Here is a 19091-nt window from a genome sequence, read left to right on the forward strand (position 1 = left end):
GCCCTGGACCTGCCCGCCCGCAGGGACGTGCCCTCCTTCCCGTCTCATTCGATCCAGGAGTCAGGCACGTGCGGGTCCATCTCGCGGTGTTCGCCTGCGGGCTGCGCCGTTACTCCACCTATCGCGCCGCGACCGCGGCCGGCGTGTTCGTCAATGTCGTGTTCGGCCTGATCAACGCGATGGTGCTGCTGGCGGTCTTCGCCGCCCAGCCCCGGATCAACGGCTACGGCGCCGCCGACGCCGTCACCCAGGTCTTTCTGGCCCAGGCGCTCATCGGGCCGGTCGCGGTGTTCGGGCCGCCGCTGGACCTGGGCGAGCGCGTCCGCAGCGGCGAGGTCGCCGTCGACCTGCTGCGCCCGGTGCACCTGATGCTGTGGTGGCTCGCCCACGACCTCGGGCGGGCAGCGTTCAACCTGGTCTTTCGCGGCGTCCCCACCTTCATCGCCGGGCTGGCCGTCTTCAGCCTGGTACTGCCGCGCGACCCGGTGCGCTGGGCCGCGGCGGCGGCCGCGTTCGCGCTGGCGGTGCTCATCGGCTTCGCGCTGCGCTACCTGTACGCGCTGCTGGGGTTCTGGCTGATGGACACCCGCGGCGTGAACGCGGTGGCCTGGCTGCTGGGCCCCGCCTGCTCCGGCATGCTCCTGCCGCTGGTGCTCTTCCCCGACGGGCTGGCCTCGGTGCTGCGGCTGCTGCCGTGGGCGGCCCTGGTTCAGGTGCCCGTTGAGATCTTCCTCGGCAAGGACACCCTGCCCGGCGGCGGCGCTCTGGGCGGCCTGGCCCACCAGGCCGCGTGGACGGCGGCCCTGCTCGGCCTGGGTGCGCTGCTGACCGCGCGCGCCACGCGGCGGGTGGTGGTCCAGGGTGGCTGAGGCAACGGGGCGCGGAGCGGCGGGCATCGCGCCGACCGGTGAGGAGCGAACCGGCGGCGCGGGCGCCGGGGGCCGCGGGCGGGAGCGCCGGCCGGCCTCCCTCTCGGCCTACCCCCGGCTGGCCTGGGCCTGGTGTCGCGCCGTGGCGCAGTACCCGCTGTCGCTGGCGCTGCTGACCCTGGCCCAGGCCGCGGCCTCCGGGCTGGAACTGGCCGCGCTGTTCTTCGTGTTCGGCCACGCAGGGCGCCTCGCCGGGTTCGGGCTGCACGAGGCGCTGCTGATCTACGGGCTGTCGGGCGTGGCGTTCTGCCTGGCCGACCTGCTCATGGGGTCGGTGGAGCGGCTGGGCGAGCACGTGCGCAGCGGCGCCTTCGACACGATGCTGGTGCGCCCGGTCTCGCCGCTGGTCCAGCTCGCCACCGACGGGTTCTCGCCGCGGCGCCTGGGCAAGGTCGCGCCGAGCGCGGCCACGCTGGCCTGGGCGCTGGTGGAGCTGGACATCGAGTGGACGCCGGAGCGCGCGCTGCTGCTGCCGGTGCTGATCTGCTCCGGGGTCGCCGTCTGCGCCGCGCTGTGGATCATCGGCGCGTGCGTGCAGTTCTTCGTCGCCGAGGCCCGCGAGGTCGCCAACTCGGTGACCTACGGCGGGCAGGCGCTGACCGAGTACCCCCTGGCCGTCTACGGCCGCGACGTGGTGCGCGCGGTGACCTTCCTGGTCCCGCTGGCCTTCGTCAGTTGGCAGCCCGCGCTGTACCTGCTCGACTGGCCCGACCCGCTCGGCATGGCCGAGTGGCTGCGCTTCGCCTCCCCCGGCGTCGCCGTCGTGCTGTGCCTGCTGGCCGCCCTCGTCTGGCGCACCGGGCTGCGCCACTACCGATCCACCGGGAGCTGACCATGGCCGCCATCATCGAGGCGCGCGGCCTGGGCCGCGACTTCACCGCCGCGCACGGCCCGGAGCTGCTGGTGCTGGACGAGCCGACGATCGGGCTGGACGTGGTCAGCAAGGCCGCGATCCGGGAGTTCCTGCTGCGGCTCAACGCCGAGCGCGCCACGACGATCCTGCTCACCACGCACGACCTCGGCGACGTGGAGCGGCTGTGCCGACGGGTGATGGTCATCGACCGCGGGCGGCTCGCCTTCGACGGCGACCTCGCGGCGCTGCGCGACACCGCGCCCTCGCCGCGCACGCTCATCGTGGACCTCGACACCGACCGCGGCGCCGGCCCGGCCGCTCCGATCGAGGTGCCCGGCGCCCGCGTGACCCGGATCGAGGGGCCGCGCCAGTGGCTGGAGTTGAGCGCCAACCCCGCGGCCGTGATCGCCGAGGTGGCGCAGGTCCGCGAGATCGCCGACCTCACCCTGCGCGAGCCCGACATCGAGGACGTGGTGGCCCGGCTGTACCGCGGGGAGGAGGGCCTGGAGGAGGCCGGCGCCGCCGGGACCGCGCCGTAGACCCCGCCTACCCCGCCCGCTCCGCGGAGCTCTCGGCCGGGACGGCTCGGCCGTGCCAGCCGGTGACCCGGGAGGGGTCGAGGTTGAGCACGTCCAGGGTGCTGCGGCCCGAGCACAGGGCGTCCAGCACCTCCTGGTCGCGGGAGACCGAGTCCACCGCGTCGGCGACGATCGCGGCGACCCGGCCGCGGGGCAGGCAGACCACGCCGTCGTCGTCGGCGACCACCCAGTCGCCGCGGCGCACCGGGGTGGGCAGGGAGTCGGTGCCCATGAGCACCTCCTGGCCGACCGCTCCCCCGGCGTCGTGGCTGGGTTCGCGCACCGAGACCCCGGCGCTGACGAGGGGGAGCCCGCAGCGGGCGATCGCGCCCACGTCGCGCACGCAGCCGTCGATGACGATGCCGGCCACGTCGCGCATCCGCGCTGCGACGGCGAGGATCTCGTCGACGTAGCCGTACTCCGGCTCGCCGGCGACGTCGACCACCAGCGCGCTGCCGGGGGCCGCCTGCGCCACTGCCACGTGCAGCGCGAGGTTGTCGCCCGGAGCGCACCGCACGGGCAGCGCCGTGGCGGCGAAGGCCGCGCCCGGCCAGACCGGGAACAGGTGCGCACCGAGCGGGCGCGCTCCGCATCGCGTGAGCGCCGCCGTGCCCATCGCCGTCAAGGTATCCGCAAGCGCCACGTCAGCCTCCCATTGCAACCGCGCCTGAGCGGACCGCGGCGCTCGCGCGGCGCGGGACGGAAAGACCGCCGGGGGACAGGGGTCCGCGGCGGCACCGCGCCGTTCGCGAGCCGAGGAGGACAGGTCCCCCTCGCGGCCCGACTCCCCTCATACTCATGGGTAACTTAAGGGTGACGCAAGACATGCCGAAGGGAAAACCGAAAAAAATGCTACCGGCGGTTACAGGGAGCGGCCCACCACCGAAGCGTGACTCCGCAGGACCGGCCGGCCACGCAGCGGAGCCACACCCCGGTGGTCCCGCCCCAGCGGGCACGCCCCGCCCCTCCGTTCCCCGCGGCCCGGCCCGGCGCCGCGGGCGGTCCGGGCGCGGCGCCGGGCCGTCCTCAACGGTCGGCGCCGCGGCCCTGGCGCTCCATGGCCGCCACCGCGTCCAGCGCTCGGCGGGCCGCTGCGGTGTCGTGCACCCGGAACACCCGCGCCCCCTGCCACGCCGACACCGCGAGCACGGCCAGCGTCCCGGCCAGGCGGTCGGTGACCGCGGCGTCGAGGGTCTCGCCGATGAAGTCCTTGTTGGAGACCGCGACCAGCACCGGCCATCCGGTGCCGACCAGTTCGTGCAGGCGCCGGGTGAGCAGCAGCGAATGATAGGTGTTCTTGCCGAAGTCGTGCGTGGGGTCGATCAGGATCCGGTCCGGGCCGACTCCGAAGGAGACCGCCCGCTCGGCCAGGGCCACCACCGTGTCCCTGACGTCGGCCACCACGTCGGCGTAGGCGACGCGGTGCGGGTCGGTGCGCGGGGCGAGGCCTCCGCTGTGGCTGCACACCAGGCCGACGTCGAACTCGGCGGCCACCCTGGCGAGGTCGGGATCGGCCCCGGCCCAGGTGTCGTTGACCAGGTCCGCGCCTGCCGCGGCACACGCGCGCCCCACGGCGGCCCGCCAGGTGTCGACCGAGATGACGACGCCGGGATGGCGCCGGCGCAGCTCCGTCACGAACGGAACGGTGCGCCGGATCTCCTCCTCGACCGGGACGTCCTCGCCGTAGCCGGCCTTGACGCCGCCGACGTCGATGATGTCGGCGCCCCGCGCCACAGCGGTGTCGGCGGCCCGCACGGCGGCGTCGAAGGCGAAGGTTGCGCCCCGGTCGTAGAAGGAGTCGGGGGTCCGATTGATCACCGCCATCACGGCGTGGGAGCCGGGGCCGAAGGTGCGGCCGCGCAGGCGCAGCACGCCCGAGGGCGTCATCGGCTCCGGCCCTCCGATCGACCGCTCCCTCGCCGCGGCGCCCATGCGTCCTCCCTCACTGCGCGGATTCCCGCTCCTCTGCGACCTCTCCCCCGGCCCTCCCGCCCGCGGCCGCCCGCCTCCGGGAGAGGGGCGCCTGCTCCCGCGGCCTCCCCTCGGCGGTGCGGGAGCCGCCGTCGGCCCGGTGCCGCTCCTTGGCCACCGACAGGTGCTCCCACGTCTCCGCGTAGGTCACCTCGGGGCAGGAGCGGATGGCCTCCAGCGCCTCCACCAGCGTCGGCCGGTCGGCGGCCGAGGCGCTGCCGACGATGTCGTAGCGCCCGAAACCGGTGGTCACGAAGGACACCCCGGACAGGTTACCCAGTCGCCCGGCGATCGCCTCGGCGTCGCCCCGGCAACGCAGCCCGAACCCGAGGTGCTCGTTGGCGCCCACCGCCGACGGCTCGATCAGGGCGGTGACGTGGACGACGCCCGCGTCGATCAGCCGGACCACCCGCGAGCGCGCCGCGGCCTGGGACAGGCCCACGCAGCGCGCGAGCTCGGCGTAGGACGCGCGCCCGTCGACCTGCAGCCGGCGGATGAGCCGCCAGTCGAGCGGGTCGATGCCGACCTCGCGCAGCGCGCGCACGCTCGAGTAGGCGTCCTTGACGATCGTGTCGCCGCGGAACACCTCGGCCCCGGTCACACCGGGGAGCCCGCGCAGCTCGGTGAGTTCCGCGGCCAGCGCCGCGTCGTCGCAGACCCGCACGTGCGCCACCGCGGGGAAGCGTCCGGCGGTCAGCGCGGCGAACGTGACCGCCTCCCGGTGGGCGAGTTCGGCCATGACCGGGCGAACCGGACCGGAAACACGAAATGAAATGTGTCCGAATACCTCCATCCCCATGACGCCCGCGTGCAGCACACCGACGATTCGGATCGCCCCGGCCGCGATCAGGTGCCTGACCCGGGCGCGAACCGCCGTGCGCGACAGCCCGACTCCGTCGGCCAGCGCCTGGTACGTAGCTCTTCCATCCCCCTGCAGCGCCCTGACGAGCGCGGCATCGACCGCATCGAGCACGATGAGTGCCTTTCATTCGCATGACGGCGCCCAGCTCCCCCCGGGCGCCGCCCCCTCCTGCGGCCAGATCATGGCAGTTGTAGCGACGCTTAACTACTGATCACGAAAGAAACAAGCCTGACTTTGGTCCGCTATGCCCGGAGAACCGGGCATCGAGCACCTCCATCGGACATAACGGACGTCCGGCGGTCGGGTCGCCGTCGGAGGCCGGTGTGCGAACAACTCCGACAAAGCGCCACACTGTATGCGCATTAACAGCGCGCCTGTGCGGTAGGAAAAAGATGACGGCCCATCGCACACGACCAGCATCCCCGATGCCGGGCGCCACTTTGGGACCGACAGCAGAAGGGATCCCCCCATGCCCGAGCAGCGGGACGAGCAGCGGCGCGAGCGCCCGAACGGAACGGGGCGGGCCCTGTTGTGGACGGCCGGATCCACCCTTGTTCCGGGCATCGCCCACCTGCGTACCGGACGCCGCTGGGCCGGAGGACTGATCCTCTTCTGCTACGTCGCCCTCATCGCCGCTGCGGTCGTCGGCGCGGTCCTGCTCAACGGCGACGTCATCCGGGGCGCGCGGATCGCCGTCCAGGGCCGCTGGCTGCTGACCGCCGCGGCCCTCGCCTTCGCCGTCGCGGTGCTGTGGATGACGGTGATCATCCACTCCTACGTGATCACCCGGCCCCCGAACGCGGGCGTGCTGCGCAGGTTCGCCGCCGGCGCGGTGGTCACCGTGCTGTGCCTGGTCGTCGCCGCCCCCGCGGCGGCGGTGATGCGCACCTCCTACACCGCCCACGACATGTTCTCCTCGGTGTTCAGCGGCGCCGCCGACCCCGCCGAGCCGCACGACGACACCGATCCCTGGGCCGGCCGCGACCGGGTGGACGTACTGCTGATCGGCGGAGACTCCGGGGACAACCGCTACGGCATGCGCACCGACTCCATGATGGTGGCCAGCATCGACGTCGAACACGGCGACGTGGTGCTGATCGGGCTGCCGCGCAACCTGGAGAACGCGCCCTTCCCCGAGGACAGCGCGCTGGCCGAGCTCTACCCCGAGCCCCAGGGCTTCAGCGATCTGCTCAACGAGGTCTACCAGACGGTCGCCGAGGACCCCGAGGAGCTCGCGATCGACCCGACCGTGCAGGACCCGGCGGCCGACACCCTCAAGCAGACCATCGGCCACGCCATCGGCATCGACATCGACTACTACGCGCTGGTCGACATGCAGGGGTTCGAGGACCTCGTCGACGCCATCGGCGGCATCGACGTCTACATCGAGGACCCCATCCCCTACGGCCAGGAGGACGATGTCCTGGAGACCGGCCGGCAGCACCTCGACGGCAACGAGGCGCTGTGGTACGGCCGCAGCCGCGTCAACAGCGACGACTACACCCGGATGGGCCGGCAGGGCTGCCTGGTCAAGTACATGGCCGAGCAGGTGGACCCCACCCTGGTCCTCACCGGTTTCCAGGACCTGGCCGGCGCGACCAAGCGCACCCTGCGCACCGACATCCCGCAGCCGAAGGTGCCGCACTTCGTCGACCTGGCCGACCTGGCCGCCGAGGGCGGCATGAAGACCCTCCAGTTGTCGCCGCCGCAGGTCGACACCGCCTATCCGGACTGGGAGAAGATCCGCGGACTGGTCGACGCCGCCATTCGGGAGCAGGAGGAGAGCCGGTCCTCGAGTGGCGAGAGCACCGGCAAGGACGGCAGCGGCGGGAACCCCGAGGACGAGGACATGGCCGACCTGGCCGGGCCGAGCCCGTCGGCGAGCGCCCCGGGCTCCCCTTCGCCCTCCGCCGGCGACACCGAGTGGCAGGAGTACACCGGCCTGCCCGACCCCTCGCCGACCACGCCGGGCCGTCAGGTCGGCGACGAGGCGACCTCACTCGACCGGCTCTGCCCGTAGGAGCTCCGGCCGACGGCCGGGGCGCCTCCGAGCCGGTCGCAGACGAGACCGACGACGTCGCGGGACGGGCGCGGAACCGCCGGGTCGAGAGCGGCTTCGAGGGAGGTTAGCCGGGTTTCCGCCGTTTTCGCCCTCTTGCCCCGGAACCGTCCGCGAATCGCGTCAATGGCGACCGGAGCGGCGATTGACCGGAGTGCCCTGCCGCGCACCCTTCGGCCGTCTTCTATGATCGCCAAGGGACCGCAGTGAACCGGCAGCGTCGCCGTGCATTCCCCGAAACAGCCATCCGGCGTTCTTTCGGCGTGCCCGCGGGCAGTGTGGCTCCGAAAGGGCGCCCCACCGAATGCGGAGGCACACGCATGTCACCAGTCCTGGACGAGAAGGTCGAACCGCTCTACGCCGAGATCCTGCGGCGCAACCCCGGCGAGCAGGAGTTCCACCAGGCGGTGCGCGAGGTGCTGGAGAGCCTGGGTCCCGTGCTGGCCAAGCGGCCCGAGCTCGTGGACGCCAAGCTCATCGAGCGGATCTGCGAGCCCGAACGCCAGATCATCTTCCGTGTCCCGTGGACAGACGACTCCGGCGAGGTGCACGTCAACCGCGGTTTCCGGGTGGAGTTCAACAGCGCGCTCGGCCCCTACAAGGGCGGTCTGCGGTTCCACCCCTCGGTCAACCTCGGCATCGTCAAGTTCCTCGGGTTCGAGCAGATCTTCAAGAACGCGCTCACCGGCATGCCGATCGGCGGCGGCAAGGGCGGCAGCGACTTCGACCCCAAGGGGTGCTCCGACGGCGAGGTCATGCGCTTCTGCCAGTCCTTCATGACCGAGCTCTACCGGCACCTGGGCGAGTACACCGACGTCCCGGCCGGGGACATCGGCGTGGGCGGCCGGGAGATCGGCTACCTGTTCGGCCAGTACAAGCGCATCACCAACCGCTACGAGTCCGGCGTCCTGACCGGCAAGGGCCTGAACTGGGGCGGCGCCCAGGTGCGCACCGAGGCCACCGGCTACGGCAGCGTGCTGTTCACCGCCGAGATGCTGCGCACCCGCGGCGAGGACCTGGACGGTCAGCGCGTCGTCGTCTCCGGCTCCGGCAACGTCGCGATCTACTCGATCGAGAAGGCCCGGCAGCTCGGCGCGACCGTCATCGCCTGCTCGGACTCCGGCGGCTACGTCGTGGACGAGGCCGGCATCGACCTCGACCTGCTCAAGCAGATCAAGGAGGTCGAGCGCGCCAGGATCTCCGACTACGCCGAGCGCAGGGGCGGCGGCGCGCACTACATCGGCGGCGGCAGCGTCTGGGACGTCCCGTGCGACGTCGCGCTGCCCTCGGCGACCCAGAACGAGCTGACCGGGGCCGACGCCAAGACGCTGATCCGCAACGGGGTCAAGGCCGTCTCCGAGGGCGCGAACATGCCCACGACCCCCGAGGGCGTGCGCATCCTCCAGGAGGCGGGCGTGGCGTTCGGCCCCGGCAAGGCCGCCAACGCCGGCGGCGTGGCCACCAGCGCGCTGGAGATGCAGCAGAACGCGTCGCGCGACTCGTGGTCCTTCGGCTACACCGAGGAGCGGCTGAGCGAGATCATGCGCCACATCCACGACTCCTGCTACGAGATGGCGGAGCGCTACGACCGGCCGGGCAACTACGTGGTGGGCGCCAACATCGCCGGCTTCGACCTGGTGGCCCAGGCGATGCTGGCCCAGGGCGTCATCTGAGGGAAAGGGGCGCGCCCGCCTCATCGGGTCGTGACCGCTGCGCCCGCAGGGCGAGGCGGGACTTTCAGGGCCCGGATCCGCCGTGCCGCCGGCGCTGCGTGCACTGCGGCGGCCGCCCCTTTGCGCGAACCCGATCGCCGGACATCGGTCAGGCGTCGAAGCGGCCGTAGCGGCTGCGGTGGTAGAGCAGCGGCCGGCCGTCCTCGCTGACGGAGGCGTCGGCCACCCGTCCGACCACGAGCCAGTGGTCGCCCACGGCGAGCAGGTCGTGGCGCAGGCACAGCACGTGGCCGACGGCGCCGTGAAGCAGCGGGAGGCCCTCGGGGCCGTGGCTCCAGCGCGTCGGCGGGGCGAACCGGTCGGTCCCCTTGGCCGCGAAGCGGGCTGCGGTGTCGTGCTGGCGCTCGTCCAGGATGTTGACGGCGAAGGCGCCGGCGTCGCGGATGCCCGGCCACGACCCGGATCCGGCGTTGACGTAGAAGGAGACCAGGGGCGGGTCGAGGCTGACGCTGGTGAAGGACGTCGCCGTCATGCCCACCGGGCCGGCGGCCGGGTGGGCGGTGACGACCACCACGCCGGCGGCGTGCGAACCGAGGGCCCTGCGGAACAGGTCGGCCGGGACGGCGCCGTCACGGGGCAGCCGGGAGGCGGTCCGCGCGGCGGAGTCCGCCGCGGGCTCCCGCCCGGGGGCCTCGTCGGCTCCGCCGGTCCTGCCTGCCGGCGATCCCGTCATCGGCGATGACCACACTTGCGCGCCTCCGCTTTGCCGTGCCTGTGCCGCTGCCAACCCTCACAACAGCCGTTGCCGGGAGCGGGGTATTCCCGCCGCCGTCCCGGCGCCGTTGCGGGGACCCGGGCCGGGTCGCGGCCGGGCTCCGCGCGGCCGTTGCGAGGGCCACTGCGACCGAGTGCGATTCGCATCCGATCCGCATCGTAGGAACAGCGTGCCGCACCGCGCCACGATCCAGTTCACACCGGCGCGGTCCGGCCGGGGCGGGAGGGGCGGGAGGGGCCGCGGGGACGGGCGAAGACGGGTGGGGACCGCGCGGCCGCGACCGAATCCGGCCGGGTCGCGCCAGAGGGTTGATCGGCCTGTAACAGCGTGTGACGATCCCGGTGACGCGTCCGCGAACGCCGAACGGAGCTCCATGACCGCGGGCCAGATGTGGGTTCTGATCGGGTTGGGGATCTTCCACGGGGTCAATCCCGGGATGGGCTGGCTGGTGGCCGTCTCTCGCGGGCTGCAGGAGCGCAGCCGCGCCGCGGTGCTGCGGTCGCTGCCGGCCATCGCCGGCGGGCACGCGGCCTCCATCGCGGTGGTCGCGGTGCTCATCACCGCGACCGGTTCGGCGGCGGCCTCGCGGTGGTTCTCGGTCGCCGGCGGGGCCGTCGTGGTGGCGGCGGGCCTGTGCCTGCTCGTGGCCCGCCGGCACTCCCACCGGGACGGCGTGCGGCTGTCGCTGTGGCAGTTGTCCGCCTGGTCGTTCCTGATGTCCTCGCTGCACGGGGCCGGCCTGATGCTGCTCCCGGTGCTCGCGGGGCAACTGGCCGAGGGCCCCGGCGCCGGCGCGGGGCGGGCCGGTCACGGCGGCCACGCCCACGGGGCGCCGCCGCCCTCGGCCGGAGACGGCGCGGGATCGGGCCCCGGGCACGCGGATGCGCTCCGCTGGGACCTCTTCGACGCGACTCTCCTGGGCCTGGCGGCCACGGCCGTGCACACGGTCGCGATGTTCGTCGCCGCCGGGGTCGTGGCGCTGGTCGTGCACGACTTCCTCGGCGTGCACGCGCTGCGGGCGCGCTGGGTCACCATGGACCGCGTCTGGGCGGTCGCCCTGATCGGGGGCGGCGTGTTCGTCCTGCTCACGGCGTGAGGCGCGGGGCCCGGTGCTCGACCGGGCCCCGCGCCGCGAGGAGTCGCGGCTCGCCGAATCCGCGGCTTCGCGCGCGATCAGCCGGGGAAGCCGGCGGTGATGCGGGTGAACTCCCATTCCTGCTGGTCGATGCCGCCGCAGGAGGCACTCGCGCCGCCGCCGGGGCAGGGCCGGTCGCGGTTGACCGCCCAGAACGTGAACCGGTCCATGCCGGAGTCTCGCGCGAAGTCGCGCATTTCGCTGTAGGCGGCCGGTGTGACGGTCTCACCGGTGTCGGTGGTGCCGTTCATGGAGCTGATGCCCTGCATGGCGTAGGCCTGGGCTCCGGAGATCCCGTAGGCCGAGGCGATGTGGGCGTTGAGGCCCTCCGAGGCGCTGCGGGTCGCCGCGGCCATGTCGCCGCCGCCGAAATTGAAGGGCATGATCGTCCAGGTGTCGACGCCGGCGCCGGTCTCGGCCGCGCGCGAGATCAGCCGCTCGCCCCAGTGGTTGGGTCCTTCGGTGGTGGTGCCCAGGGTCATGATCACGTCGAGGCCGGGGTTGTCGGCCTTGATGATCTTGACCGCGGCGAGCACGCGGTCCTGGGTCTGCTCGTTCTCGATCTCGCTCGCCTCGATGTCGATGTCGATCGCCTTCAGGTCGTAGGCGTCGACGACCTGCTGGTAGGCGGCGGCGAGGGACTGGGCGTCGGCGCAGTTCTCACCGAGTTTGGCGCCGCTCCAGCCGCCGACGGAGGGGATGACGTCGCCGCCGGCGGCCCTGATCTCGGCGATGCGGTCGGCGTCGGCCCCGTCCAGCGGGCGGGTCCCGTCCCAGGCCGGCGCGCACCCGCCGTCGGACAGGATGAAGGCGAGGGTGAACCAGCGCACGCCGGTCTCCTGCATGAGCCGGACGGCATCGGGGGGATCGCCCCAGCCGTAGTAGAGGTAGGGTGCCGCGCCCATCGCCTCGGGATCGGCGGTGGAGTCGTTGGCGACGACGGTCTCGGCGACCTCCGCGGACACGCCGGCCGCGGGGGTGATCTCGGCGGCCGGCGCGTCCATCGTGCCGGCGGCCCACAGGCCGACCGGCAGGACGGCCACGGCCGCCAGTGCGCTGAGCAGTCTGGTTCTCATGAGCGGGTCTCCACGGTCTGTTTCGGGAGGGAGAAGCAGAACGGAAATCGAGTGGAAGCGGTGGGACCGAACGGGTCGGTGCGCACCGACCGAAATAGGAAGGTTTGTTTCGCGATATCGCGGACGCGACGCTAGACCGCCCGAATCCCCTGAGTCAACACAGAGTCACCGATTCGCCACGATGAGGTGTAACGATCGACTCGTCACCCCATGTCATGAAATGACCGCCGAAGCCGGACGGGTGCAGGGGCGGCGCGAGCGGTGCGGCGCTGTCGCTAAAGTCGCGGTATGCACGCGCGGTCACGGAGTCGGGGTCGGGGTCGGGGTCGGGTCGGAGGCTTCGTCAAGGGCGTCGCCGCCGCGGCGGTGCTGGCCGCCGTCGTCGTGGGCGCCGCGCTGGTGGGCGTGCCATGGCTGGCGGACCGGTCCGGACTGGACTCCACCGCGCTGCCCTGGGGACCGCCGTGCTCGGTGCAGACGGCCGACGGCACCGTGGGGCTGACGGTCGAGGAGGCGCAACTGGCCACCACCGCCGTGGCCCTGGAGGCGCGCGGCGAGCAGCCGCCCGACACCGGCTCGGTCGACGCCGCCGCGCTGGAGCGGCTGCGCGAGGGACCGCCCGGCGACGCCGGTCCGAGCCTGACGTGCACGGCCGAGGCCGCCGACGGCCTGGCCGCACAGGAGATGACCGAATCGGGCCTGACCCCGCGCGCCGAGCGGCTGCGCGAGGCGATGGCCGAGGTGTTCGGCGAGCAGAGCCTCGGCGGGTTCCAGCCGGGCGGCGTCGACAGCGGCCACGGCGCCGACTCCGCGCACTACGACGGCCGGGCCGTCGACGTCTTCTACCGTCCGGTCGACGAGGACAACCGCCGCGCGGGCTGGCTGCTCGCCCACTGGCTGGTGGCCCACGCCGAGGAGCTGGACATCGCCGTGGTCATCTTCGACGACCGGATCTGGAGCGTCCGCTTCTCCATCGCCGGCTGGCGCGACTACGACTCCCCCGACCCCGGCAACGAGATCCTGCGCCACCTGGACCACGTCCACGTCGACGTGCAGTCCGGCACCTGATCCGGGAGGGTGCCGCGGCGCCGTCTTGGGCTCCAGGCCGAAACCACGGTGCCGGTGCGCGCCCAAGGTGGCGCGCCTGCTCCGGCCTGGGGCGGGCCTCGAAACCCCCTTGGGCCAAGGCCGAAGCTCACGATCGGCGCGGAACCGGTGACCACGTCCCCTCCCTTGTGGCATCGGGAGCGCGGCGGGCGCTACGTTTTCAGGCGTGCGTGACATCGACCACGAATTCCTCGCCCTGCCTCTGCGCCCGCTCGCCGACGCGGCGTTGCAGCGCGCCCGCGACCTCGGCGCCGACCACGCCGACTTCCGACTCGAACGCATCCGCGGCCAGGGGCTGATCCTGGCCGACGGCGCGGTGGAGACGGCCGCCGACTCCGACACCCTCGGATTCGCCGTGCGGGTGATCCACAACGGCACCTGGGGCTTCGCTTCGAGCACCCTGCTCACCCCCGACTCGGCCGCCGCGACCGCCGCGCGGGCCGTGGAGGTCGCCAAGGTCGCCTCGGCGATCAACACCGAGCGGATCGAGCTGGCGCCCGAGCCCGCCCACACCGACGTCACCTGGGTCTCCTCCTACGAGATCGACCCCTTCGAGGTTGCGACCCGGGACAAGACCGACCTGCTGGCCGACTGGAGCCGGCGCCTCCTGGCCGACGCCCGCGTCTCCCACGTCGACGCCAGGCTGCTCCAGGCCAAGGAGCAGAAGTTCTACGCCGACACCGCCGGGACGGTCACCACCCAGCAGCGCGTCCGCCTGGCGCCGGAAGTGGAGGTGGTCTCCACCCGCGACGGCCGGCTGGATTCCATGGAGACGATCTCGCCGCCGGCCGGCCGGGGCTACGAGTACCTGCCGACGGTGGCGGCCGAACTGGATGAGCTGCCGGAGCTGCTGGCGCAGAAGCTGGCCGCGCCCAGCGTCGATCCCGGCCGCTACGACCTGGTGATCGACCCCTCCAACCTCTGGCTGACCATCCATGAGTCCATCGGCCACGCGACCGAGCTCGACCGGGCCCTCGGCTACGAGGCCGCCTACGCCGGCACCTCCTTCGCCACCGTGGACGGGCTCGGGTCGCTGCGTTACGGCTCACCGATCATGAACGTCACCGGCGACCGCACCGTCGAGCACGGCCTGGCCAGCATCGGCTACGACGACGAAGGCGTGGCCGCGTCCTCCTTCGACCTGGTCCGCGACGGCGTGCTGACCGGCTACCAGCGCGACCGGCGCATCTCGGCGCTGCAGGGCCACGGCCGCTCCAACGGCTGCGCGTTCGCCGACTCGCCGGCGACCATGCCCATCCAGCGCATGGCCAACGTCTCCCTTGCGCCCGCCCCCGGGGGCCCTTCGACCGAGGAGCTGATCGGCGGGGTGGAGCGCGGCATCTACATCGTGGGCGACCGCAGCTGGTCGATCGACATGCAGCGGTACAACTTCCAGTTCACCGGGCAGCGGTTCTACCGGATCGAGGGCGGCCGGATCGCCGGGCAGGTGCGCGACGTCGCCTACCAGGCCACCACGACCGACTTCTGGAACTCGATGGCGGTCCTGGGCGGCCCGCAGACCCACGTGCTGGGCGGCACGTTCATATGCGGCAAGGGCCAGCCCGGTCAGGTGGCCGCCGTCAGCCACGGCTGCCCCAGCGCGGTGTTCGAGGGCGTGCGCGTCCTCAACACCGTCCAGGAGGCCGGTACGTGACCAGAGCACAGGACCGAAACGACCTTTTCTTCCGTACCGAATCCCGGAGCACGGCGCGAACACGAGGTGCACTGTGAACGAGCCCCTGTCCCCCCAGGCCACGGTCGAGCGCGTGCTGGAACTGTCGCGCGCCGACGCCTGCATGGTGCTGGTGACCGAGACCGGCACGGCCAATCTCAGGTGGGCCGGGAACACGCTGACCACCAACGGGGTCAGCCGGAACCGCGGCGTCACGGTGATCGCCCTGACCGGCGGCGCCGGTCCGGCCGCCGGCGCGGGCATGTCTGCGGGCGTCGTCAGCCGCACCGGCCTGCGCGACGACGAGCTGGAGGACCTCGTGCGCGCGGCGGAGGCGGCCGGCCGCGCCGCCGCGCCGGCCGAGGAGGCCCGGCCGCTGCTCGGCCCGGAGGCGGCGCACCCTCCGGCGGCCGACTGGGACGCGCCGTCGGCCGACACCGGGATCGGGGTGTTCGAGCGGTTCGCGCCGGGGCTGGGGCGGGCGTTCGGCCGGTGCGCCGAGTCCGCGACCCGGCTCTACGGCTATGCCGAGCACACGATGACCTCCACCTTCTTCGGCTCCTCCACCGGAGTGCGGCTGCGGCACGACCAGCCGACGGGGACGGTGGAGCTCAACGCGAAGTCGGCCGGAACCGGCCACTCGGCCTGGGTGGGCCGGGCCACCCGGGACTTCACCGACGTCGACGCCGAGGCGCTGGAGGCCGAACTGGCCCGCCGGATGCAGTGGGCGCGGCGGCGGGTGGAGCTGCCGGCGGGCCGCTACGAGACGCTGCTGCCGCCCGAGGCGGCCGCCGACCTGATGATCGCCCTCTACCGGGAGGCCGGAGCCAGGGACGCCCACGAGGGGCGCACGGCGCTCTCCGCACCGGACGGCGGTACCCGGGTCGGCGAGCGGCTGTCACCGCTGCCGCTGACGCTGCGCAGCGATCCGGCCGAGCCCGGCCTGGAGTGCGCCCCGTTCGTGCTCACCGGTGCGCCGGGGCGCCGGATCACGGCGTTCGACAACGGGCTGCCGCTGGGGCGCTCGGCCTGGATCGACGGCGGCACGCTGTCCGCGCTGTGCCAGACCCGCCGATCGGCGGAGCTGACCGGGCTCCCGCTGACCGCCCACACCGACAACCTCGTCCTGGAGCAGCCCGGCCGGACCGCGACGCAGGAGGAGATGGTGGCGGGGACCGAACGCGGCCTGCTGCTGACCTGCCTGTGGTACATCCGCTCGGTGGACCCGCAGACGATGCTGCTGACCGGCCTGACCCGCGACGGGGTGTACCTGGTGGAGGACGGCGAGGTCACGGGCGCGGTGAACAACTTCCGGTTCAACGAGTCCCCGGTGAGCCTGCTGGGCCGGGTCACCGAGGTGGGGGCCGCCGTCCCGGCCCTGTCCCGCGAGTTCAACGAGGACTTCTCCCGCACGGCCATGCCGACCATGCGGATCCCGGACTTCAACATGTCCACGGTGAGCAAGGCGTCCTGACGGATGTTCGGCGACCGGGTCCGCACAGGGGGTCGGCTGTCGCGGTGTGCGCAAGCCGCCGGCGGCACAGCGGGTCCGGCCCTGAACGTCCCCCTCGCCCCGGGAGCGCAGCGGCCACAACCCGATGAGACCGGACGCGGGGTGGGCGCCGCCGTCGGCGGCGCCCACCCCGCGGGGCCTCGGGTCGCCGGGGCCCCGGACGCGCGCCCTACTCCTCCAGCCGGAACCCCACCTTCAGCCCCACCTGGAAATGCCCGATCTCGCCGTTCTCGATGTGGCCGCGCACCTCGGTGACCTCGAACCAGTCGAGTTCGCGCAGGGTCGACGAGGCCCGGCTGACCCCGTTGCGGATCGCCTGCTCGACGCCCTCCGGCGAGGTGCCGACGATCTCGGTGACGCGGTAGGTGTGGTTGGTCATGCTGCTGCTCCTCTACGCCCTTCGCTGCGGCCGTGTACCCGGCGCCTGGTGGCACGCTTCCCGCGCGGCGGCGGACCAATCCCCGCGCGGCCAGGAACGGCCCGGAGCCCTCCGCGGCGCTTGGCGGCCGCTTGGCCGCCGCTTGACCCCCGCTTGGCCGTTCCCCGTCCGAAGGTGGCCGTTTCCCGACCGGCGATTCCGGGAACCCCCGCGGCGAACGCGGCGAATGATGGCGGTTCGGGACCATTGGCCCGGAAAAGCGCGGGACTCTCCCGAGATCACGTCGTAACAGAGTCTTGACGTACAAGGGGGATCGGCGGTGTAGATTGGGAATCAGCGCTTCGGTCCCCCGTCGAAGCGCACGGCCGGTGTTTCGAGCCCCCGTCGAAACACCGCCCGCGACGTCGGGTGGTTTGCCCCCGTAGCCACCCGGCGTCGCTTTTTATTGCGCGGGAATCGGCCTTGACCATTCCTTGCCGAAGACCACGGTTTCCCGACCTCGGGGGTAAACAATGCGGAATGACCTTGCGACCGGCGAAATGACGTCCGAGGACGCGCACTGCTCACGGAGGGGCTGCCGGGCGCCCGCCCAATGGGTGCTGGTGTGGAACAACCCCAAGATCCACGCGCCCGACCGCCGCAAGACCTGGCTCGCCTGCGATGAGCACCGCGAGTACCTCGCGGCCTTTCTCGACGCCCGCGGCTTCCTGCGCGAGACGGTGGCCTTCACCGACTTCGCGGGCTGAGCGCCCGGACCGCCGCCGGGGCCGGCCCCGGCGGCCGCGCACCGGACCGCGCGGTCCGGTGCGCGGACTCAGCCGTCGCGCCGCTCGTGCAGAGCCTCCAGGGCGGCGCGGGCCTCGGCCAGCGCCTCGGGGGTGTCGCAGTCGAACGCGGTCATGTCGCCGGCCTCCCCCGGGACGATCCGGTTGGGATCCAGCGGGCCGAGCAGGCCGCGCACGGAGTGGCCGGCGTAGTCGGTCAGCGCGGCACGCACGGTGGCGGTGTGCCACACCCCGATGAGCCACTGGGGACGCCCCTCGGCGTCGACCAGGAGCGCCCCGCAGTGGCCCATCGCCGAGGAGCGCAGAAGGGTGACGTGCGCGGGCTCCAGGAACGGCAGGTCCCCCGCCAGCAGCGCGAACCAGGGCGCGTCCACCTCGGCCAGGCCGGCCCGCAGGGCCGGGACCGGGCCGGAACGCGGCGGGTCCTCGCTCACGTAGCGGGCGGCCGGGCTGGGGCGCCGCGGCCCGACGACCACGGTCGAGTCGGCGCCCGACGCGGCGGCGGCCACCCGTTCCAGCAGTGTGGCGCCTGCGACCTCGAGTGCGGGCTTGTCAGCCCCGCCCAGCCGCCGACCCGCTCCTCCGGCCAGGATGACCGCGTCGAAGGCTTCCAGCACGGGCATGGGTCTCCTCGTCATCGGGGCCGGCTCACCGAGCTCGACGATATGCGCCCAGGGACGCGCCTAACGGGTCGGCGCCGTTGTTCTGCGGGGGCCGCGGTGCGGTGGGCGCCGCCGCGGCGAGCGGTCGGCCACCGCCCAGGCGTCGATGCGGATGCCCGACACCCCCAGCGGCCTGAGCATCGACCGCAGCGCGGGTTCGGCCAGCCGCGTCCACGGCTGATCCGGTCCCATCGCGGCGCGCAGGCGGGTGAGTTCGGTGAAGGCCAGGGCCACCCGCTCGCCGCTGTCCAGCCGCGCCAGGCGCAGCGCCTCGACGCCGCCGCTGGCGTGGACCGGAACGTAGAGCGCCGGGCGCGCGCCCGCACCGCGGGAGCGGGAACGGGACTGGGAGTGGCGATGGGTGCGGCTGCGGGACGGGGGACGGGAGGTGGGGGCTGCGTCGGTCCGCATGGTATGGGCGTCCTCCATGGTGTGGACGTGTCCTTTCCTGCTGTGGGGGCGAGGGCGGCTTGGGCGGGGGTGCGGGCGCCACCCGGTCGGCCCGCGGTCGCGGTGATGCGGTTTGATGGCGGCATGCTGGTACGGAATGCGCGCGCCGAGGAGATGGCGCGGGTGGGAGATCTGCGGGTCCGGACCTATCTGGCACAGGAGCTGCTGGAACCCGACTCCCCATATGTCGAGACGCTGCGCGGACTGGGGCGAGGGGACCGCGGCGAGGTCCTGGTGGCGGCCGACGGCGACGACGTCCTCGGCACCGTCACCCTCCGGCCTCACCGGGACGACAGCGAGGTCACGCGGTCCTGCGCCGAAGGCGAGGTCCGCGCCCTCGCCGTCGCCCCGGAGTCCCAGGGGCGCGGTGTCGGCCGACTCCTGCTGCACGCCGTGCGCGACCGCGCGGCGGCGGCCGGGATGCGCCACCTCGTGCTGTCGACCCAGCCCGCCATGGTCGCCGCCCAGCGGCTGTACGAGTCCGAGGGGTTCGGGAGGCTGCCCGAGCGCGACTGGACGGTGCACCCGGGGCTCACCCTGATGGCCTACGGACTGCTCCTCGCCCCGTTGCGGCCGAGCGGGGGCCCGGTCCGGTAACCGGACCGGGCCTCC

At 73.2% G+C, this 19091-nt stretch carries 18 protein-coding genes and 1 pseudogene; 11 read left to right on the forward strand and 8 right to left on the reverse strand.

Annotated elements, in window-relative coordinates:
• Positions 1–68 precede the first annotated feature (68 nt).
• The 3 genes and pseudogenes from HDA32_RS17180 to HDA32_RS17190 all read left to right on the forward strand — a co-directional run.
• Positions 69–869: an ABC transporter permease gene (locus tag HDA32_RS17180; protein WP_179644156.1), complete on the forward strand. Its 801-nt coding sequence runs from the start codon at positions 69–71 to the stop codon at positions 867–869.
• A gap of 118 nt (positions 870–987) precedes the next feature.
• Positions 988–1761 carry an ABC transporter permease gene (locus HDA32_RS17185; RefSeq protein ID WP_218883131.1) on the forward strand — a complete coding sequence of 258 codons (774 nt, stop codon included), beginning with the start codon at positions 988–990 and terminating at the stop codon, positions 1759–1761.
• Between the two features lie 38 nt (positions 1762–1799).
• Positions 1800–2321, forward strand: a pseudogene (locus HDA32_RS17190) (AAA family ATPase); the annotation flags it as partial.
• A gap of 7 nt (positions 2322–2328) precedes the next feature.
• Here HDA32_RS17190 and HDA32_RS17195 read toward each other — a convergent pair.
• The 3 genes from HDA32_RS17195 to HDA32_RS17205 all read right to left on the reverse strand — a co-directional run bounded on the left by HDA32_RS17195 (position 2329) and on the right by HDA32_RS17205 (position 5304).
• Positions 2329–2976 carry an RraA family protein gene (locus tag HDA32_RS17195; protein WP_179646755.1) on the reverse strand — a complete coding sequence of 216 codons (648 nt, stop codon included), beginning with the start codon at positions 2974–2976 and terminating at the stop codon, positions 2329–2331.
• A gap of 410 nt (positions 2977–3386) precedes the next feature.
• Positions 3387–4292, reverse strand: a complete 906-nt coding sequence (folP, locus tag HDA32_RS17200; RefSeq protein WP_376766965.1) for a dihydropteroate synthase — start codon at positions 4290–4292, stop codon at positions 3387–3389.
• Positions 4293–4302: 10 nt separating this feature from the next.
• On the reverse strand, positions 4303–5304 hold the full coding sequence (locus tag HDA32_RS17205; RefSeq protein ID WP_179644157.1) for an Lrp/AsnC family transcriptional regulator: 1002 nt from the start codon (positions 5302–5304) through the stop codon (positions 4303–4305).
• 358 nt (positions 5305–5662) lie between these two features.
• Here HDA32_RS17205 and HDA32_RS17210 point away from each other — a divergent pair, with 358 nt between their 5' ends.
• The gene (locus HDA32_RS17210) at positions 5663–7213 is read left to right on the forward strand and encodes an LCP family protein (RefSeq protein WP_179644158.1); all 1551 of its coding nucleotides are present in this window, start codon (positions 5663–5665) and stop codon (positions 7211–7213) included.
• 359 nt (positions 7214–7572) lie between these two features.
• Positions 7573–8925, forward strand: a complete 1353-nt coding sequence (gene gdhA, locus HDA32_RS17215; protein WP_179644159.1) for an NADP-specific glutamate dehydrogenase — start codon at positions 7573–7575, stop codon at positions 8923–8925.
• Positions 8926–9073: 148 nt separating this feature from the next.
• Here the strand turns inward: gdhA and HDA32_RS17220 are convergent, their stop codons facing one another.
• Positions 9074–9658 (reverse strand): flavin reductase family protein, encoded by a 585-nt coding sequence (locus HDA32_RS17220; protein ID WP_179644160.1) that lies wholly within the window; start codon positions 9656–9658, stop codon positions 9074–9076.
• A 415-nt stretch (positions 9659–10073) separates the two neighbouring features.
• Between HDA32_RS17220 and HDA32_RS17225 the strand changes: the two genes are divergently transcribed.
• Positions 10074–10796 carry a cell wall anchor protein gene (locus tag HDA32_RS17225; RefSeq protein ID WP_179644161.1) on the forward strand — a complete coding sequence of 241 codons (723 nt, stop codon included), beginning with the start codon at positions 10074–10076 and terminating at the stop codon, positions 10794–10796.
• Between the two features lie 77 nt (positions 10797–10873).
• Here HDA32_RS17225 and HDA32_RS17230 read toward each other — a convergent pair whose 3' ends face one another.
• A complete protein-coding gene (locus tag HDA32_RS17230) occupies positions 10874–11911 on the reverse strand; it encodes a chitinase (RefSeq protein WP_179644162.1) in 1038 nt (345 codons plus the stop codon).
• A gap of 288 nt (positions 11912–12199) precedes the next feature.
• Here HDA32_RS17230 and HDA32_RS17235 point away from each other — a divergent pair, with 288 nt between their 5' ends.
• The 3 genes from HDA32_RS17235 to HDA32_RS17245 all read left to right on the forward strand — a co-directional run bounded on the left by HDA32_RS17235 (position 12200) and on the right by HDA32_RS17245 (position 16164).
• Positions 12200–12979 (forward strand): VldE C-terminal domain-containing protein, encoded by a 780-nt coding sequence (locus HDA32_RS17235; protein WP_246334397.1) that lies wholly within the window; start codon positions 12200–12202, stop codon positions 12977–12979.
• A 205-nt stretch (positions 12980–13184) separates the two neighbouring features.
• Entirely contained in the window at positions 13185–14672 is a 1488-nt protein-coding gene (locus HDA32_RS17240; RefSeq protein ID WP_179644163.1) for a TldD/PmbA family protein, read from the forward strand.
• 73 nt (positions 14673–14745) lie between these two features.
• Entirely contained in the window at positions 14746–16164 is a 1419-nt protein-coding gene (locus HDA32_RS17245; protein WP_312863219.1) for a metallopeptidase TldD-related protein, read from the forward strand.
• A gap of 208 nt (positions 16165–16372) precedes the next feature.
• Here HDA32_RS17245 and HDA32_RS17250 read toward each other — a convergent pair whose 3' ends face one another.
• Positions 16373–16582: a dodecin gene (locus HDA32_RS17250; RefSeq protein ID WP_179644164.1), complete on the reverse strand. Its 210-nt coding sequence runs from the start codon at positions 16580–16582 to the stop codon at positions 16373–16375.
• A 539-nt stretch (positions 16583–17121) separates the two neighbouring features.
• Here HDA32_RS17250 and HDA32_RS17255 point away from each other — a divergent pair.
• Positions 17122–17328, forward strand: a complete 207-nt coding sequence (locus HDA32_RS17255) for a hypothetical protein (protein ID WP_179644165.1) — start codon at positions 17122–17124, stop codon at positions 17326–17328.
• A gap of 68 nt (positions 17329–17396) precedes the next feature.
• On the opposite strand, the gene mobA is transcribed toward HDA32_RS17255, so the two are convergent.
• Together mobA and HDA32_RS17265 are read right to left on the reverse strand one after the other, a co-directional pair.
• Positions 17397–17990, reverse strand: coding sequence for a molybdenum cofactor guanylyltransferase (gene mobA / locus HDA32_RS17260; RefSeq protein ID WP_179644166.1), 594 nt, complete (start codon positions 17988–17990; stop codon positions 17397–17399).
• A 60-nt stretch (positions 17991–18050) separates the two neighbouring features.
• Entirely contained in the window at positions 18051–18440 is a 390-nt protein-coding gene (locus tag HDA32_RS17265; protein WP_179644167.1) for an SAV_915 family protein, read from the reverse strand.
• Between the two features lie 123 nt (positions 18441–18563).
• Here HDA32_RS17265 and HDA32_RS17270 point away from each other — a divergent pair, with 123 nt between their 5' ends.
• Positions 18564–19076, forward strand: coding sequence for a GNAT family N-acetyltransferase (locus HDA32_RS17270; protein WP_179644168.1), 513 nt, complete (start codon positions 18564–18566; stop codon positions 19074–19076).
• Positions 19077–19091: the final 15 nt, after the last annotated feature.

This window comes from Spinactinospora alkalitolerans (genome assembly GCF_013408795.1).
GTDB classification, from domain to species: domain Bacteria; phylum Actinomycetota; class Actinomycetes; order Streptosporangiales; family Streptosporangiaceae; genus Spinactinospora; species Spinactinospora alkalitolerans.

Coding starts and splice junctions, on each gene's coding strand:
- HDA32_RS17195 (WP_179646755.1), bottom strand. CDS start 2,976: ATGGGCACGGCGGCGCTCACGCGATGCGGAGCGCGCCCGCTCGGTGCG.
- folP (WP_376766965.1), bottom strand. CDS start 4,292: ATGGGCGCCGCGGCGAGGGAGCGGTCGATCGGAGGGCCGGAGCCGATG.
- HDA32_RS17210 (WP_179644158.1), top strand. CDS start 5,663: ATGCCCGAGCAGCGGGACGAGCAGCGGCGCGAGCGCCCGAACGGAACG.
- gdhA (WP_179644159.1), top strand. CDS start 7,573: ATGTCACCAGTCCTGGACGAGAAGGTCGAACCGCTCTACGCCGAGATC.
- HDA32_RS17220 (WP_179644160.1), bottom strand. CDS start 9,658: ATGACGGGATCGCCGGCAGGCAGGACCGGCGGAGCCGACGAGGCCCCC.
- HDA32_RS17225 (WP_179644161.1), top strand. CDS start 10,074: ATGACCGCGGGCCAGATGTGGGTTCTGATCGGGTTGGGGATCTTCCAC.
- HDA32_RS17230 (WP_179644162.1), bottom strand. CDS start 11,911: ATGAGAACCAGACTGCTCAGCGCACTGGCGGCCGTGGCCGTCCTGCCG.
- HDA32_RS17235 (WP_246334397.1), top strand. CDS start 12,200: ATGCACGCGCGGTCACGGAGTCGGGGTCGGGGTCGGGGTCGGGTCGGA.
- HDA32_RS17250 (WP_179644164.1), bottom strand. CDS start 16,582: ATGACCAACCACACCTACCGCGTCACCGAGATCGTCGGCACCTCGCCG.
- HDA32_RS17255 (WP_179644165.1), top strand. CDS start 17,122: ATGACGTCCGAGGACGCGCACTGCTCACGGAGGGGCTGCCGGGCGCCC.
- mobA (WP_179644166.1), bottom strand. CDS start 17,990: ATGCCCGTGCTGGAAGCCTTCGACGCGGTCATCCTGGCCGGAGGAGCG.
- HDA32_RS17265 (WP_179644167.1), bottom strand. CDS start 18,440: ATGCGGACCGACGCAGCCCCCACCTCCCGTCCCCCGTCCCGCAGCCGC.
- HDA32_RS17270 (WP_179644168.1), top strand. CDS start 18,564: ATGCTGGTACGGAATGCGCGCGCCGAGGAGATGGCGCGGGTGGGAGAT.